The organism is Streptococcus oralis, from assembly GCF_026782125.1.
Taxonomy (GTDB): Bacteria; Bacillota; Bacilli; order Lactobacillales; family Streptococcaceae; genus Streptococcus; species Streptococcus oralis_CE.
On the sequence record NZ_JAKUVY010000001.1, the window covers coordinates 210,270 to 225,480 of the forward strand.

Consider the following 15,211-nt stretch of genomic DNA (forward strand, 5'->3'; position numbering starts at 1 on the left):
ACAGATGGAAATTCCAATCACTATAAGGCAAGCTACCCTATCAGATTTAGAAGAAATGTTGGCGATTGAAGAAGCCAATCCTTCATCAGAAGAGACACTTAGCCACCAATCCTTAGAAGAGAGTATCCGCAAGACTGCGGGTACCTTTCTTGTAGCTGGGGATGAAAATCAGCTCGTGGGCTATGTTTTGGGAGAAGCTCAGTCTCTTCATCCCAAATGGATAGAAGTAAAATCCTTGACTATTCATCCTGACCATTGGGGACAGGGGCTGGGAACTCTTCTTCTTGCAGCCTTGAAACAGGTGACAGTCGAACTAGATTATCAAGGTATTCTTTTGCAGAGTCCTGATGAACTACTATCATATTTTGAAATGAATGGCTTTGTTGAAGAAGAAGTGACCGAGAGTCATTATGGCAGTGGCTCTGAATGGTATCTGATTTGGGGAAATCCCTTTTATCAGGAGGAAATATGAAAATCAGACAAGCAAGATTTTCGGATTTAGATCGGATTATAGAGATAGAGCTGGAGAATTTTTCACTGGAGGAAGCCATTCCTCGTTCGGTCTTTGAGGCCCATTTGCAGGAAATTCAGACCAGTTTTCTGGTAGCTGAAAAAGAGGGGAATATTCTTGGTTATATCGAAGGTCCAGTCGTCCCACACCGCCATCTACATGATCAGTCATTTACAGAAGAAATAAAAGACTATAGCCATCAACCTGGAGGTTATATTTCTGTGACTTGCCTATCTATTGCCAAGGAAGCACAAGCTTTGGGAGTGGGGAAAAGACTATTAAGGGCTTTGAAAGAAGTCGCTTTAGAACATGAGCGAGAGGGCATTAATCTGACGTGTCATGATTACCTTATCGCCTATTATGAAAAGCACGGCTTTGTTAATGAAGGAATATCCCAGTCAAACTTTGCTGGGGAAACATGGTATGATATGGTCTGGCAGCCTGAAAATCAATAAAACTAGCTAGGGAATGCCCTAGTTGGTTGCTTTTCTACGACTTTTAAGATATAATATTATGGATTGTCAACAAGGAGGTAATGCTTTTGACTGAAAAATCAAGAGAAGAAGAAAAATTAAGCTTTAAAGAGCAGATTCTACGTGATTTAGAAAGAGTAAAAGAACAAGATAGAAGAGAGAAAGAAGTAGAGATTCCAAATCTGATGGCTTCATCATCTCAAGCTAGTTCAGCAACTCCTTCAGATCTTGAACCAGAAACATCAACAGAAGAGTTGATGGCTGATTCCCTGTCTGTTGTCGATAAAATTCTAAAGAATGCACCAAGTGTTCCTCCACTTTCAAGTGCTAGAACTGATAAAACGGATGACCAAGAAGAGAAAGAGATTAGACAGCCAATCATCGACAAGATTGAAGTTGTAGAATCTGAAGAACCTCTAGTAGAGCCGATTCATCTGGCTGAAGAACCTGTAGTGGAACCCGTTCAACCTAAGGTAGAACCAGTTGAGCTTAAACCCGAAGAAAAAGAATTTAACGATACTCCGACTAAGGTTGCCGTAACCTATAAAACAGAAGACAAGAAAGAGGAAATCACCCCAGGGATGCCTGAAAGAGTAGAGCCTGTTTCTACAGAATCTAGCAGTGGATTAGCTGATGCTCCGCGTCGTAGTCGTCGTCAAGGTGCAACATCAACTAAGAAAAAGAAAAAATCAAAAGCCAAAGGTTGCCTAGTAACAGTTCTAGTTCTCCTAGTACTCGTTGCAGTCGGTGGTTACTTTGGTTATGGTTACGTTCAAGATTCTTTGAAACCTGTTGATGCGAGCTCTAAGGACTATGTAACGGTTCAAATCCCAGACGGAGCAAACGTTCAAGAAATTGGAAGCACCTTGGAAAAATCTGGTTTGGTTAAACATGGACTGATCTTTAGCCTTTATGCTAAATACTATAGCCATGCTAACTTGAAGTCAGGTTATTACAACTTGAAGAAGAGTATGAGTACGGATGAGTTGATTCAAGAATTGCAAAAAGGTGGGACTCCTGAAGCTCAGGCACCTGTTCTTGCAAACTTGACCATTCCAGAAGGCTATACATTAGAGCAAATCGCTCAAACAGTAGGACAACTTCAAGGTGAATTTAAAGAACCTCTTACTGCGGATGCTTTCTTGGCAAAAGTTCAAGATGAGACCTTTATCTCACAATTAGTAGCCAAGTATCCAAACCTACTTGGAAGTCTTCCAACAAAAGACAGTGGCGTTCGTTATCGTCTTGAAGGCTACCTTTTCCCAGCAACCTATACGATCAAAGACAGCACAACTGTTGAAAGTTTGATTGATGAGATGGTAGCTGCTATGGACAAGGCTATGTCACCATACTACGCTACGATCAAAGAAAAGAATCTGACAGTTAATGAATTGCTCAGCATTGCTTCTCTTGTCGAAAAAGAAGGTGCTAAGACCGAAGACCGCAAGAAAATCGCAGGTGTCTTCTATAACCGCTTGAATGTCGGTATGCCACTTCAAAGTAATATCGCTATCCTATATGCTCAAGGAAAACTTGGTCAAAAGATTAGTTTAGCAGATGACGCTGGAATTGATACAACGATTGATTCACCATACAATGTTTACACACACCTTGGCCTCATGCCTGGACCGGTTGATAGCCCAAGTTCGGATGCGATTGAAGCAAGTGTAAACCAGACAAAGAGTGAGTACTTGTACTTTGTAGCCAATGTTGAAGACGGTAAAGTATACTTTGCAACAACAAAAGAAGAACATGATCAAAACGTTGCAGAGCATATCAATAGCAAGTTACCTCAAGCAAGTAGTTCAAACTAAAATTATGTGGTTTTCCACATAATTTTGTTTTAAAAAAGAAATAGAAAAGAAAGTTAAAAAAATGGCAGAAAAAACTTACCCAATGACCCTTGAAGAAAAGGAAAAACTAGAAAAAGAATTAGAGGAGTTGAAACTCGTTCGACGTCCCGAAGTCGTAGAGCGTATCAAGATTGCTCGTTCCTATGGAGACCTTTCAGAAAATAGTGAGTATGAAGCAGCGAAAGATGAACAAGCTTTTGTTGAAGGACAAATTTCAAGTCTAGAAACAAAAATTCGCTATGCTGAAATTGTTAATAGCGATGCAGTTGCCCAAGATGAGGTAGCAATCGGTAAAACAGTAACAATCCAAGAAGTCGGTGAAGACGAAGAAGAGGTCTACATCATCGTCGGTTCTGCAGGTGCAGATGCTTTTGCTGGTAAAGTATCAAATGAAAGTCCGATTGGCCGTGCTCTAATTGGCAAGAAGACTGGCGATACTGCAACGATTGAAACACCAGTTGGTAGCTATGATGTCAAAATCTTAAAGGTTGAGAAAACAGCCTAAATAGGATGAAAAAGGAGTAGTGAAGGTTTTGCCTTGCTCAACTCCTTTTTGGTTTTTTGGATAAATAGGAGACTATATGAGTTCAAATAAGAAGAAAAATAAAATGGAGCGTGGTTTAACCAATCGCCATGTTCAGGTGATGGCCATTGCGGGAACAATCGGAACCGGACTTTTCCTAGGTGCTGGTCGCTCTATCAGCCTTACAGGACCTTCTATCATCCTGATTTATATGATCACAGGAGCCTTTATGTTTTTGATGATGAGGGCTGTTGGAGAGATGCTGTATCAGGATCCCGAACAACATACCTTTATCAACTTTATCACCCGTCATTTGGGGAAAGGCTGGGGATATTTCTCAGTTTGGTCTTATTGGTTGTCAGTTGTTTTTATCGGTATGGCAGAAATCACTGCCATCTCAGACTATGTCCGCTTCTGGTTTCCCACCTGGCCTAGCTGGCTGATTCAGCTTGTCTTTTTAACGATTTTGGCTTTGGTCAATCTGATTGCAGTTAAGCTCTTTGGAGAAGTCGAGTTTTGGTTTGCTATGGTTAAGATTGTGGCGATTTTAGCCATGATTGCCACTGGGGTATTTATGGTTTTGACAGGCTTTAAGACACCGCATGGTGTTGCAAGCTTGGCAAATATCAGCGATCAGTTCTCTCTTTTTCCAAACGGAGTTATGAACTTTGTCATGGCCTTTCAAATGGTATTTTTTGCCTATCTGATGATTGAGTTTATCGGGGTGACAACTTCTGAAACAAAGAACCCTCGTCAGGTCTTGCCCAAAGCTGTTAAGGAAATTCCTCTCAGAATTATCTTCTTCTATGGGGGAGCTCTCATTGCGATTATGGCCATTATTCCTTGGTCTTATCTTAATTCTTCAGATTCTCCATTTGTAACGGTCTTTGAACTGGCGGGGATCAAGTGGGCAGCGGCTCTAATCAACTTTGTTGTATTGACCTCAGCAGCGTCTGCTCTTAACTCAACTCTCTACTCAACAGGGAGACACTTATATCAGATTGCCCATGATTCGCCCAATCGTTTCTTAAAGGCCATCAAGGTCGATACCCTTTCTCGCCACAATGTACCTCAAAATGCCATCATCGCCTCAGCGATCTTGATTGCTCTGGCTGCCTTTATCAACGTGCTACCAGGTGTTTCAGATGCCTTTGCTTTGATCACAGCATCCTCATCAGGTGTTTACATCGCGATTTATATCTTGATTATGGTGGCTCATCTAAAATACCGCAAGTCACAAGATTTCATGGCGGATGGCTACCTCATGCCTCAGTATCGCTTGCTTAATCCCCTAACCATTCTCTTTTTTGTCTTTGTTTTTGTGACTCTCTTTTTGCAAGAGTCGACTTTCATGGGGGCAGTTGGTTCTGCTATCTGGATCCTTGTTTTTGGGATTTATAGTCAGTGGAAATTTAGAAAATAAATCATGAACTCATCAACTCTGTTTGGTGAGTTTTCTAGTTTGACAGTCTATTGAAATAGGATTATAATCAAGCTGTAGTAGTTTATTAGGAGGTTTGGATGTACCTTAGATTGGAGAATATGGAATCCGAGAAAGCGAGAGAAATCGCGAATCAAATTCGTGCTTATAATCGTTCAAAAAGAGAAGAGGCTGAGAGCGAGCCACTGAATATTTATCTCGAAGACGAAAAGGGCAATCTCATGGCGGGCTTAGTAGCAGAGACTTTCGGAAATTGGTTGGAAATCGAGTATTTGTTTGTGAGAGAGGAATTACGGGGACAAGGAATTGGTTCAAAACTATTGGAGCGAGCAGAAAATGAAGCCAAGAATCGAAACTGTCGTTTTGCTTTTGTCAATACTTACCAGTTTCAAGCGCCAGATTTTTATATAAGCCATGGCTACAAGGAAGTCTTTACCTTGCAAGACTATCCCTACACAGGGCAGAGATACTATTACCAAAAAGATTTGTGACCTAGACTTCTTTCTTTTGGAGAGGAACTTAGCTAAGTATCAAAAAAGAACGAATACTCTTTATCATGTAAGATGGTAGAGAGTTTTTTGTCAATAAAATCTTACAAAATGACATTTATATATTGCATTGAGTTAGATATATGGTATAATGTTTTTAAAAGAAGCGCAACTTTTTAAAAATGTGAAGGAGGACGCTAGTGGCTAAAAATTTAAAATTAAAATTAGCTCGTGTGGAGCGTGATTTAACACAAGGGGATTTGGCAGAAGCTGTAGGTGTTACTAGGCAGACTATAGGCTTGATTGAAGCTGGGAAATACAATCCTAGTCTCTCCCTTTGCCAGTCAATTTGCAGATGCTTAGGCAAAACTTTAGATCAATTATTTTGGGAGGAAGAAGATGAAAAATAGATTTTTTTATTATCAATTACTAGACGAAAGAGAAGAACAACTGATGAATAAAGCGGGGGCTGAAAGTTTCTATATCTCTATAGCTTTCTTGCTTTTATCTTATATGATTGCAGTATTAGCACCAAGTCTTTTTAATCCGAGAATGATTCTCATCATTATCATTATTGGAACTTTTTACTTTTTCGGACGTGCTCGAGATTTGGGTGTGAACTACTATAGTCGTTTTCATTTTACAATTTTAGGGTGTTTGCTGGTAACTCTCGCTATTACGACTCTTTTGATGTTGCAGAATTATCAATTTAACATAGAAATTTATCAGCACAATTCTTTGAACGTTAAATACTTGTCTGCTTGGGTCATTACTTATCTGATTTACCTTCCTTGGGTTTTTATCGGTAATCTTGGCCTTAAAAGTTATGGCGAATGGGCTCAAAAAAAGTTTGAGCAAGATATGGATGAACTGGAGAATGGAGAATAGCTTGTTAGCTTTTTATCAATCTCGGTAAAATGTGTTATAATAGTACTAATTTATCGGATGGTGTGAAAGTGGTAGAATACTTTTATACCCTTGTAAAGTAGGAAGAAGGAAAACAGATGTATCCAGATGATAGTTTGACATTGCACACGGACTTGTACCAGATTAACATGATGCAAGTTTACTTTGACCAAGGGATTCACAATAAGAAGGCGGTCTTTGAAGTTTACTTCCGCCAGCAACCGTTTAATAACGGCTATGCGGTTTTTGCTGGTTTGGAAAGAATTGTACATTATCTTGAAGACTTACGCTTTTCAGATAGCGATATTGCCTACTTGGAGACGCTTGGGTATCATGGAGAATTCTTGGATTACCTACGAAATCTCAAGTTAGAACTAACGGTTCGTTCTGCTCAGGAAGGGGACTTGGTTTTTGCTAATGAGCCGATTGTGCAGGTTGAAGGACCTCTAGCCCAATGTCAATTGGTCGAAACGGCTCTTTTAAACATCGTTAACTTTCAAACCTTGATAGCGACAAAGGCAGCACGTATTCGTTCAGTCATTGAAGATGAGCCTTTGATGGAATTCGGAACACGTCGTGCGCAAGAAATGGATGCAGCTATCTGGGGAACACGCGCAGCCGTGATTGGTGGAGCCAATGGTACTAGTAATGTACGAGCAGGGAAGCTCTTTGGTATTCCTGTCTTAGGTACTCATGCTCATGCCTTGGTACAGGTCTATGGGAACGACTATAAGGCCTTTAAGGCCTATGCGTCAACCCATCGTGACTGTGTCTTTCTAGTAGATACTTATGACACGTTGCGTATCGGTGTGCCGGCTGCTATTCAGGTGGCGCGTGAGTTAGGTGATAAGATCAATTTTAAAGGCGTTCGTATCGACTCTGGGGATATTGCCTACATTTCCAAGAAAGTCCGTCAGCAACTAGACGAGGCCGGATTCACAGAGGCAAAGATCTATGCTTCTAATGACCTTGATGAAAATACCATCCTCAACCTCAAGATGCAAAAGGCCAAGATTGATGTCTGGGGTGTGGGTACCAAGCTGATTACAGCCTATGATCAGCCAGCTCTTGGGGCAGTTTATAAGATTGTTGCGATCGAAGATGGGAATGGTCAGATGCGCAATACCATCAAACTGTCTAATAATGCGGAAAAAGTATCGACGCCAGGTAAGAAGCAGGTATGGCGCATTACCAGTCGTGAAAAAGGCAAGTCAGAAGGCGACTACATTACTTATGACGGTGTGGATGTGAGCGACATGACAGAAATCAAGATGTTCCATCCAACTTATACCTACATCAAAAAGACCGTTCGTAATTTTGATGCTGTTCCTCTCTTGGTGGATATCTTTAAAGAAGGAACATTAGTTTACGATTTGCCTAGTTTGACTGACATTCAAGCCTATGCTCGTAAGGAATTTGACAAACTTTGGGATGAGTACAAACGGGTACTCAATCCGCAACACTATCCAGTGGATTTGGCGCGTGATATTTGGCAGGACAAAATGGACTTGATTGACAAGATGCGCAAAGAAGCTCTTGGTGAAGGAGAAGAAGAATGAGTTTGCAAGAGACCATTATCCAGCAACTGGGCGTCAAACCAGTGATTGATGCCCAGGAAGAAATTCGTCGTTCCATTGACTTCTTAAAGAGATACTTGAAAAAACACCCTTTTCTTAAAACCTTTGTACTAGGAATTTCTGGAGGACAAGACTCAACCTTGGCAGGGCGCTTGGCGCAATTAGCTATGGAAGAAATGCGAGCAGAGACAGGAGATGACAGCTACCAATTTATCGCTGTCCGTTTGCCATACGGAGTGCAAGCTGATGAAGAAGATGCTCAAAAAGCTCTTGCTTTCATCCAACCAGATGTCAGCTTGGTTGTGAATATCAAGGAATCAGCTGATGCCATGGCCTTAGCGGTAGAAGCTACAGGCAGTCCAATGACGGATTTTAACAAAGGAAATATCAAGGCTCGTAGCCGTATGATCGCTCAATATGCCCTAGCAGGAGCACATAGCGGAGCTGTCATTGGGACAGATCATGCAGCTGAAAACATCACAGGTTTCTTTACTAAGTTTGGTGACGGTGGTGCGGATATTCTCCCTCTTTACCGACTCAATAAACGCCAAGGGAAACAACTTTTGAAAGAGCTTGGCGCAGATTCTGCCCTCTATGAGAAAGTCCCCATCGCAGACCTTGAAGAAGATAAGCCGGGCTTGGCTGACGAAGTCGCACTTGGAGTCACTTACAATGAAATTGACGACTACCTCGAAGGAAAAACAATCAGCCCAGAAGCCCAAGCGACTATTGAAAACTGGTGGTACAAAGGCCAACACAAACGCCACCTACCCATCACCGTCTTTGATGACTTTTGGGAGTAAAAACTTCCAGTGGATCTTTTTACCCCGAGTTTAGAAATAAGAAAACGAGGAACCTCCATAGGAGGTTTTCAGCCCAAGTCTAAAAATAGGAAAACGAGGAAGGTCCAGTGGACCTTCTTCGCTTCTGGTCTTGAATAGAGAAGTAAGGCAGAACAATGGCAGTATAAACCTACTCCCAAAGATAGAAAGCGAGGTAACATTATGAAAGCAATCGGTACGCAAACCTTACAGACAGATCGTTTAATTTTGAGAAGATTTGTGGAGAGTGATGCGGAAGCCATGTTTCAAAATTGGGCTTCGTCTGCTGAGAATCTGACCTATGTCACCTGGGATCCTCACCCTGATGTTGAAGTGACTCGGAACTCGATTCGAAATTGGGTTGCATCCTATACTAATCCCAACTATTACAAATGGGCCATTTGTCTCAAAGAAAATCCTGAGCAAGTGATAGGAGATATCAGCATCGTTGAGCTGGATGAGAACGATTCTTCTTGTGAAATTGGGTATATTTTAGGAAAAAATTATTGGGGTCGTGGTATGATGACGGAGGCCTTGAAAGCTGTCTTAGACTTTTGTTTTACCCAAGCAGGATTTCAAAAGGTCAGAGCTCGTTACGCCAGTCTTAACCCAGCTTCAGGCCGTGTGATGGAGAAGGCTGGAATGTCCTATCTAAAAACTATTGCCAATGGTGTGGAGAGAAAAGACTACGTTGCGGACCTTATTTATTACCAGGTAAGTAGGGAAGACAGGTGATTTCTTTTCTGTTTCTATCAAAGTCAGACCTTGTCTGGCTTTTTTTGTACCAGATTTCTGAATAAACTGATTAAATTCCTATTTTTCCCTATCATTGTCCCTGTTTTTTCTGGAGTTTTGGAGCTATAATAGTCCTATCAAATCAAAGAATGGAGGAAGGTAATGGATACGATTATCTTTTTTATCAGTGTTTTTCTTGCTGGAATTCTTTCCTTCTTTTCTCCTTGTATTTTACCCTTGTTACCGGTCTATGCAGGAGTCTTGTCGGATGATAAGAATGATGCTCAGGCTTCTAGTGGAAAATTTTCAATCTCACTTGTTAGTTTATTGCGAACTTTGGCCTTTATAGCAGGGATTTCTTTTATCTTTATCTTACTGGGCTATGGAGCTGGTTTTTTAGGCAATTTGCTGTATACTTCCTGGTTTCAGTATGTGACGGGTGCGGTCATCATTCTCTTGGGCTTGCACCAGATGGAAGTCTTACATTTGAAGGGGCTCTACAAGGAAAAAAGGCTACAATTAAAGAGACAGGGTCAAAACTCTAACGGTTATAGTCAAGCATTTTTACTGGGGTTGACCTTTAGTTTTGCTTGGACACCGTGTGTGGGGCCGGTTCTGGGCTCTGTTTTGGCTTTGGCGGCTTCAGGTGGTTCAGGAGCTTGGCAGGGAGCTGGTCTCATGTTGGTTTACACGCTGGGATTGGCGCTACCATTTTTGGTTCTAGCTCTTGCTTCCAGTTATGTTTTAAAACATTTTCGAAAACTCCATCCTTATCTCGGAATCCTCAAAAAAGTGGGTGGTTTCCTCATTATCCTGATGGGAATCTTGGTGCTGTTGGGAAATGCGTCTATTTTAACAAGATTATTTGAATAGAGAGGAAGAAGAAATGAAAAAATGGCAAACATGTCTCCTTGGAGTAGGCTCAATCTGTTGTTTGGCAGCCTGTTCGGCTAAAAACATGTCAGACGAGTCTACTATGAAGGAGCAATCCAAAACAGAACAAGTCAGCTCGCAAACTGCCACCAAGGGTCAGGCGGTTGCTGATTTTGAACTAACAGGAGTAGATGGTAAGACTTATCGTTTATCTGACTACAAAGGCAAGAAAGTCTATCTTAAATTCTGGGCTTCTTGGTGTTCCATCTGTCTAGCCAGCCTTCCAGATACGGATGAAATTGCTAAGAATGCTGGTGATGACTACGTGGTCTTGACAGTGGTGTCACCAGGCCACAAGGGAGAACAATTTGAAGCTGACTTTAAGAACTGGTACAAGGGATTGGATTATAAAAATTTACCGGTTTTAATTGATCCGTCAGGCAAACTTTTGGAAAGCTATGGTGTTCGTTCTTACCCTACTCAAGCCTTTATAGACAAGGAAGGCAAGCTGGTCAAAACGCAACCAGGTTTTATGGATAAGGATATGATTTTAAAAACATTAAAGGAAATGGGGTAGAGAAAGGCTATGAATGATAAAGTAAAATTGTTTGTCTTGGCAGGGGTCATTCTCCTAGTCCTAACCGGTTTCTATTTCCTATTGATGCGAAATGCAGGGCAGACAGATAGCTCGCAAATTGAGAAAGCGTCAGTTAGCCAAGGAGGAAAAACAGTGAAAAAAACAGAAATTAGCAAAGACGCAGACTTGCACGAAATTTATCTAGCTGGGGGATGTTTCTGGGGAGTGGAGGAATACTTCTCACGCGTGCCTGGAGTGACAGATGCCGTTTCAGGCTATGCAAATGGTAGAGGGGAAACAACCAAGTACGAATTGATTAACCAAACAGGTCATGCGGAAACCGTCCATGTCACCTACGACGCTAATCAAATTTCCCTCAAGGAAATCCTGCTTCATTATTTCCGCATTATCAATCCAACCAGCAAAAATAAACAAGGAAATGATGTGGGGACCCAGTATCGTACCGGCGTATATTACACAGATGACAAGGATTTGGAGGTAATCAACCAAGTCTTTGATGAAGTTGCTAAAAAATATGACCAACCTCTGGCAGTTGAAAAGGAAAACTTGAAGAATTTTGTGGTGGCTGAGGATTATCATCAAGACTACCTCAAGAAAAATCCAAATGGCTACTGTCATATCAATGTCAATCAAGCTGCCTATCCCGTCATTGATGCCAGCAAATATCCTAAACCAAGCGATGAAGAATTGAAAAAGACCTTGTCACCTGAGGAGTATGCAGTTACCCAGAAAAATCAAACAGAACGAGCTTTTTCAAACCGCTACTGGGATAAATTCGAATCTGGTATCTATGTGGATGTGGCCACTGGCGAACCCCTCTTTTCATCAAAAGACAAGTTTGAGTCTGGTTGTGGCTGGCCTAGTTTCACCCAACCAATTAGTCCAGATGTTGTCACTTACAAGGAAGATAAGTCTTACAATATGACGCGCATGGAAGTGAGAAGTCGAGTTGGAGATTCTCACCTTGGCCATGTCTTTACAGATGGGCCTCAGGACAAGGGTGGCTTGCGCTACTGTATCAATAGTCTTTCTATCCGATTTATTCCCAAAGACCAAATGGAAGAAAAAGGCTATGCCTATTTACTAGATTATGTCGATTAAGAAGTCTTTCCTAAGCAGTTAGTGGAGAATTTTGCTATACTGATACTAGTAAGTGACAAAGGAGCAGAGCATGACCTACACAATCTTAATCGTAGAGGATGAATATCTAGTAAGACAAGGCTTGACCAAGTTGGTCAATGTAGCAGCCTACGATATGGAAATCATCGGTCAGGCCGAAAATGGAAGGCAGGCTTGGGACTTGATTCAAAAGCAGGTGCCAGATATCATTTTAACCGATATCAACATGCCTCAGCTGAACGGCATCCAGTTGGCCAGTCTGGTACGAGAAACCTATCCACAAGTGCATTTGGTCTTTTTAACGGGTTACGATGATTTTGATTATGCCTTGTCTGCTGTCAAACTCGGTGTCGATGACTATCTGCTCAAGCCCTTTTCTCGTCAGGATATCGAGGAAATGTTGGGGAAAATCAAGCAAAAACTAGACAAGGAAGAGAAGGAAGAGCAGTTACAAGATTTACTGATCGATAAGTTTGAAGGAAACATAGCCCAGAAGATCCAGTCTCATCTAGCTGACAGCCAATTTAGTTTAAAGTCTTTGGCCAGTGAATTGGGCTTTAGTTCGACTTATCTGAGCTCCTTGATTAAGAAAGAGTTGGGTTTGCCTTTTCAGGATTATTTGGTGAGAGAGCGTGTCAAACAAGCCAAGCTCTTGCTCTTGACAACGGATTTAAAGATTTACCAGATAGCCGAAAAGGTTGGTTTTGAAGATATGAACTACTTTACCCAACGCTTTAAACAGATTGCAGGTGTGACGCCTCGTCAGTTTAAGAAGGGGGGAGGTCAATGAAGCGTTCTTCTCTCCTAGTTAGAATGGTTATTTCCATCTTTCTAGTATTTCTCATTCTCCTGGCTGTGGTTGGGACTTTCTACTATCAATCTAGTTCATCAGCCATTGAGGCTACCATTGAAGGCAATAGCCAAACGACCATCAGCCAGACAAGCCACTTTATTCAGTCTTATATCAAAAAATTAGAAACCACCTCGACCAGTTTGACCCAGCAGGAGGATTTGTTAGCCTATGCTGAGAATCCTAATCAAGACCAAGTCAAGGGAATCCGAGATCTGTTTTTGACTATCTTAAAGGCAGACCAAGATTTGAAAACGGTGGTGTTGGTAACCAAGTCTGGTCAGGTTATTTCTACAGATGACAGTGTGCAGATGAAAACCTCCTCAGATATGATGGCTGAGGATTGGTACCAAAAGGCCATTCATCAAGGGGCTAAGCCGGTTTTGACACCAGCTCGTAAATCAGACAGCCAGTGGGTCATTTCTGTCACTCAGGAACTTGTTGATGCAAAGGGAGCCAATCTTGGTGTGCTTCGTTTGGATATTTCCTACGAAACTCTCGAAGCCTATCTCAACCAACTCCAGTTGGGCCAGCAGGGCTTTGCCTTTATCATCAATGAAAACCATGAATTTGTCTACCATCCTAAACGTACTGTCTATAGCTCAGCGAGTGAAATGGAGGCCATGAAACCCTACATCGAGACGGGGCAGGGATATACGCTGTATCACCAATCCTACGTCAGTCAGGAAAAGATTGCAGGTACTGATTGGACGGTTATAGGCGTGTCTTCGTTGGAGAAGTTAGACCAGGTTCGGAGTCAACTCATGTGGACCTTGCTTGGTGCTAGTACCTTATCTCTTCTTGCCTGTCTCTGCTTGGTGTGGTTCAGTCTCAAACGCTGGATTGCTCCTTTGAAGGACCTAAGAGAAACCATGCTGGAAATTGCTTCTGGTACACAAAATCTTCGAGCCAAAGAAGCTGGTGCCTATGAACTGAGAGAAGTGACTCGCCAGTTTAATGCTATGTTGGATCAGATTGATCAGTTGATGGCAGCTATTCGCAGGCAGGAAGAAGCAACCCGGCAGTATGAACTTCAAGCACTGTCGAGCCAGATTAACCCCCATTTCCTCTATAATACTTTGGACACTATCATCTGGATGGCTGAATTTCAGGATAGTCAGCGAGTGGTTCAGGTGACCAAGTCCTTGGCAACCTATTTCCGCTTGGCGCTCAATCAAGGAAAGGATTTGATTTCTCTTTCTGATGAAATCAATCATGTCCGGCAGTACCTCTTTATCCAGAAACAACGCTATGGTGATAAGCTGGAGTATGAGATTGCTGAAGAACCTGACTTTGATAATTTAGTCTTGCCTAAACTGGTGTTGCAACCTCTTGTAGAAAATGCTCTTTACCATGGTATTAAGGAGAAGGAAGGTCAGGGCCATATTAAAGTTTCTGTTCAGAGACAGGATACAGGGCTTGTCATCCGTATTGAGGATGATGGTGTTGGTTTCCAAAATCCTGGTGATAGCAGTCAAAGTCAGCTCAAACGTGGGGGAGTTGGTCTACAAAATGTCGACCAACGACTCAAACTTCATTTTGGAGAAAACTATCAGATGAAGATTGATTCTGTACCTTCAAAAGGGACGACAGTTGAAATATACATCAATAAAATTGAAACTAGCTAACTCCCAGTTCACTCTGGGAGTTTTACTTTTAAAAATCAGAATGATTAGTTAGCCTTGATAAAATCAGTAAAAAAAGATATGATAGATAGTGACAAAAGAGGTATCAAGTATGAAGGAAAAAGACATTCAAAGAGCAACAAGCCAGATTGTAGAAGATGTAATAGACAAGGCTAATTTGAAGCAAGGAGCTATCTTTGTTTTGGGCCTTTCTTCTAGTGAGGTGATAGGTGGTCAGATTGGCAAGGAATCCAGCCAAGAAATTGGCGAAATCATTGTGAAGACCATCCTTGATATCCTAGAAGAAAATGGAATTCATCTAGCCGTTCAGGGTTGTGAACATGTCAATCGGGCCCTCGTCGTTGAACGTCAGGCGGCAGAGCAGTTTGGTCTGGAAATCGTCAGTGTCCTTCCTACCCTTCATGCAGGAGGTTCGGGTCAATTGGCAGCCTTCAAGTTTATGCAAGATCCAGTTGAGGTTGAATTTATCAAGGCCCATGCTGGATTGGATATCGGAGATACTGCGATTGGCATGCATGTTAAGCATGTTCAGGTTCCGATTCGCCCTCTTTTGAGAGAAATTGGGCATGCCCATGTAACGGCTCTAGCTAGTCGTCCCAAACTAATCGGAGGTGCGCGTGCGCAGTATCCACAAGATTCTATCAGAAAGTCGTAAAATCATTCTGTAATAACAGAAGAAAAGCAAAAGACAGAGGAAACAATGGTATAGATACCATGACTTCCTCTGTTCTTTTTTGTTGAATTTTTGTGTAAAGTGCTCCAAATAAGACCAGTTTTTAAAAGAAGAAGGGGTGCTA

The 15,211-nt window shown here is 41.8% G+C and carries 17 protein-coding genes; all 17 read left to right on the top strand.

Annotated elements, in window-relative coordinates:
• Positions 1-4 precede the first annotated feature (4 nt).
• The 17 genes from MK385_RS01015 to MK385_RS01095 all read left to right on the top strand — a co-directional run bounded on the left by MK385_RS01015 (position 5) and on the right by MK385_RS01095 (position 15,069).
• On the top strand, positions 5-472 hold the full coding sequence (locus MK385_RS01015) for a GNAT family N-acetyltransferase (protein ID WP_000405313.1): 468 nt from the start codon (positions 5-7) through the stop codon (positions 470-472).
• Entirely contained in the window at positions 469-966 is a 498-nt protein-coding gene (locus tag MK385_RS01020; protein ID WP_000702417.1) for a GNAT family N-acetyltransferase, read from the top strand. The genes MK385_RS01015 and MK385_RS01020 overlap by 4 nt, the downstream gene beginning before the upstream one ends.
• 80 nt (positions 967-1,046) lie before the next feature.
• Positions 1,047-2,798 carry an endolytic transglycosylase MltG gene (mltG, locus tag MK385_RS01025; RefSeq protein ID WP_268725029.1) on the top strand — a complete coding sequence of 584 codons (1,752 nt, stop codon included), beginning with the start codon at positions 1,047-1,049 and terminating at the stop codon, positions 2,796-2,798.
• A gap of 61 nt (positions 2,799-2,859) precedes the next feature.
• A complete protein-coding gene (gene greA, locus MK385_RS01030) occupies positions 2,860-3,342 on the top strand; it encodes a transcription elongation factor GreA (protein WP_000818765.1) in 483 nt (160 codons plus the stop codon).
• A 76-nt stretch (positions 3,343-3,418) separates the two neighbouring features.
• Positions 3,419-4,783, top strand: a complete 1,365-nt coding sequence (locus tag MK385_RS01035; RefSeq protein ID WP_000097708.1) for an amino acid permease — start codon at positions 3,419-3,421, stop codon at positions 4,781-4,783.
• 98 nt (positions 4,784-4,881) lie between these two features.
• On the top strand, positions 4,882-5,292 hold the full coding sequence (locus MK385_RS01040) for a GNAT family N-acetyltransferase (RefSeq protein ID WP_268725030.1): 411 nt from the start codon (positions 4,882-4,884) through the stop codon (positions 5,290-5,292).
• 197 nt (positions 5,293-5,489) lie between these two features.
• Positions 5,490-5,699, top strand: coding sequence for a helix-turn-helix transcriptional regulator (locus MK385_RS01045; RefSeq protein WP_001107502.1), 210 nt, complete (start codon positions 5,490-5,492; stop codon positions 5,697-5,699).
• Positions 5,689-6,177: a DUF6773 family protein gene (locus MK385_RS01050; RefSeq protein WP_268725031.1), complete on the top strand. Its 489-nt coding sequence runs from the start codon at positions 5,689-5,691 to the stop codon at positions 6,175-6,177. Before MK385_RS01045 ends, MK385_RS01050 begins: the two co-directional genes overlap by 11 nt.
• Before the next feature lie 116 nt (positions 6,178-6,293).
• Positions 6,294-7,754, top strand: a complete 1,461-nt coding sequence (locus tag MK385_RS01055) for a nicotinate phosphoribosyltransferase (RefSeq protein WP_268725032.1) — start codon at positions 6,294-6,296, stop codon at positions 7,752-7,754.
• The gene (nadE, locus tag MK385_RS01060) at positions 7,751-8,575 is read left to right on the top strand and encodes an ammonia-dependent NAD(+) synthetase (protein ID WP_268725033.1); all 825 of its coding nucleotides are present in this window, start codon (positions 7,751-7,753) and stop codon (positions 8,573-8,575) included. Before MK385_RS01055 ends, nadE begins: the two co-directional genes overlap by 4 nt.
• Positions 8,576-8,776: 201 nt before the next feature.
• A complete protein-coding gene (locus tag MK385_RS01065; RefSeq protein ID WP_268725034.1) occupies positions 8,777-9,328 on the top strand; it encodes a GNAT family N-acetyltransferase in 552 nt (183 codons plus the stop codon).
• 162 nt (positions 9,329-9,490) lie between these two features.
• Complete coding sequence (ccdA2, locus tag MK385_RS01070) at positions 9,491-10,201, top strand: cytochrome c biogenesis CcdA family protein (protein ID WP_247943038.1); 711 nt, start codon at positions 9,491-9,493, stop codon at positions 10,199-10,201.
• A 13-nt stretch (positions 10,202-10,214) separates the two neighbouring features.
• Positions 10,215-10,778, top strand: a complete 564-nt coding sequence (locus MK385_RS01075) for a redoxin family protein (protein ID WP_268725035.1) — start codon at positions 10,215-10,217, stop codon at positions 10,776-10,778.
• A gap of 9 nt (positions 10,779-10,787) precedes the next feature.
• Positions 10,788-11,900: a peptide-methionine (R)-S-oxide reductase MsrB gene (gene msrB, locus MK385_RS01080; RefSeq protein WP_268725036.1), complete on the top strand. Its 1,113-nt coding sequence runs from the start codon at positions 10,788-10,790 to the stop codon at positions 11,898-11,900.
• Positions 11,901-11,970: 70 nt separating this feature from the next.
• Positions 11,971-12,708 carry a response regulator transcription factor gene (locus MK385_RS01085; RefSeq protein ID WP_268725037.1) on the top strand — a complete coding sequence of 246 codons (738 nt, stop codon included), beginning with the start codon at positions 11,971-11,973 and terminating at the stop codon, positions 12,706-12,708.
• Positions 12,705-14,396, top strand: coding sequence for a cache domain-containing sensor histidine kinase (locus MK385_RS01090; RefSeq protein WP_268725038.1), 1,692 nt, complete (start codon positions 12,705-12,707; stop codon positions 14,394-14,396). Before MK385_RS01085 ends, MK385_RS01090 begins: the two co-directional genes overlap by 4 nt.
• Positions 14,397-14,505: 109 nt before the next feature.
• Complete coding sequence (locus tag MK385_RS01095) at positions 14,506-15,069, top strand: TIGR01440 family protein (protein WP_185755936.1); 564 nt, start codon at positions 14,506-14,508, stop codon at positions 15,067-15,069.
• Positions 15,070-15,211 lie beyond the last annotated feature (142 nt).

Coding starts and splice junctions, on each gene's coding strand:
- MK385_RS01050 (WP_268725031.1), top strand. CDS start 5,689: ATGAAAAATAGATTTTTTTATTATCAATTACTAGACGAAAGAGAAGAA.
- ccdA2 (WP_247943038.1), top strand. CDS start 9,491: ATGGATACGATTATCTTTTTTATCAGTGTTTTTCTTGCTGGAATTCTT.
- nadE (WP_268725033.1), top strand. CDS start 7,751: ATGAGTTTGCAAGAGACCATTATCCAGCAACTGGGCGTCAAACCAGTG.
- MK385_RS01055 (WP_268725032.1), top strand. CDS start 6,294: ATGTATCCAGATGATAGTTTGACATTGCACACGGACTTGTACCAGATT.
- MK385_RS01085 (WP_268725037.1), top strand. CDS start 11,971: ATGACCTACACAATCTTAATCGTAGAGGATGAATATCTAGTAAGACAA.
- MK385_RS01075 (WP_268725035.1), top strand. CDS start 10,215: ATGAAAAAATGGCAAACATGTCTCCTTGGAGTAGGCTCAATCTGTTGT.
- MK385_RS01020 (WP_000702417.1), top strand. CDS start 469: ATGAAAATCAGACAAGCAAGATTTTCGGATTTAGATCGGATTATAGAG.
- MK385_RS01035 (WP_000097708.1), top strand. CDS start 3,419: ATGAGTTCAAATAAGAAGAAAAATAAAATGGAGCGTGGTTTAACCAAT.
- greA (WP_000818765.1), top strand. CDS start 2,860: ATGGCAGAAAAAACTTACCCAATGACCCTTGAAGAAAAGGAAAAACTA.
- MK385_RS01065 (WP_268725034.1), top strand. CDS start 8,777: ATGAAAGCAATCGGTACGCAAACCTTACAGACAGATCGTTTAATTTTG.
- msrB (WP_268725036.1), top strand. CDS start 10,788: ATGAATGATAAAGTAAAATTGTTTGTCTTGGCAGGGGTCATTCTCCTA.
- MK385_RS01095 (WP_185755936.1), top strand. CDS start 14,506: ATGAAGGAAAAAGACATTCAAAGAGCAACAAGCCAGATTGTAGAAGAT.
- MK385_RS01090 (WP_268725038.1), top strand. CDS start 12,705: ATGAAGCGTTCTTCTCTCCTAGTTAGAATGGTTATTTCCATCTTTCTA.
- MK385_RS01015 (WP_000405313.1), top strand. CDS start 5: ATGGAAATTCCAATCACTATAAGGCAAGCTACCCTATCAGATTTAGAA.
- MK385_RS01040 (WP_268725030.1), top strand. CDS start 4,882: ATGTACCTTAGATTGGAGAATATGGAATCCGAGAAAGCGAGAGAAATC.
- mltG (WP_268725029.1), top strand. CDS start 1,047: ATGCTTTTGACTGAAAAATCAAGAGAAGAAGAAAAATTAAGCTTTAAA.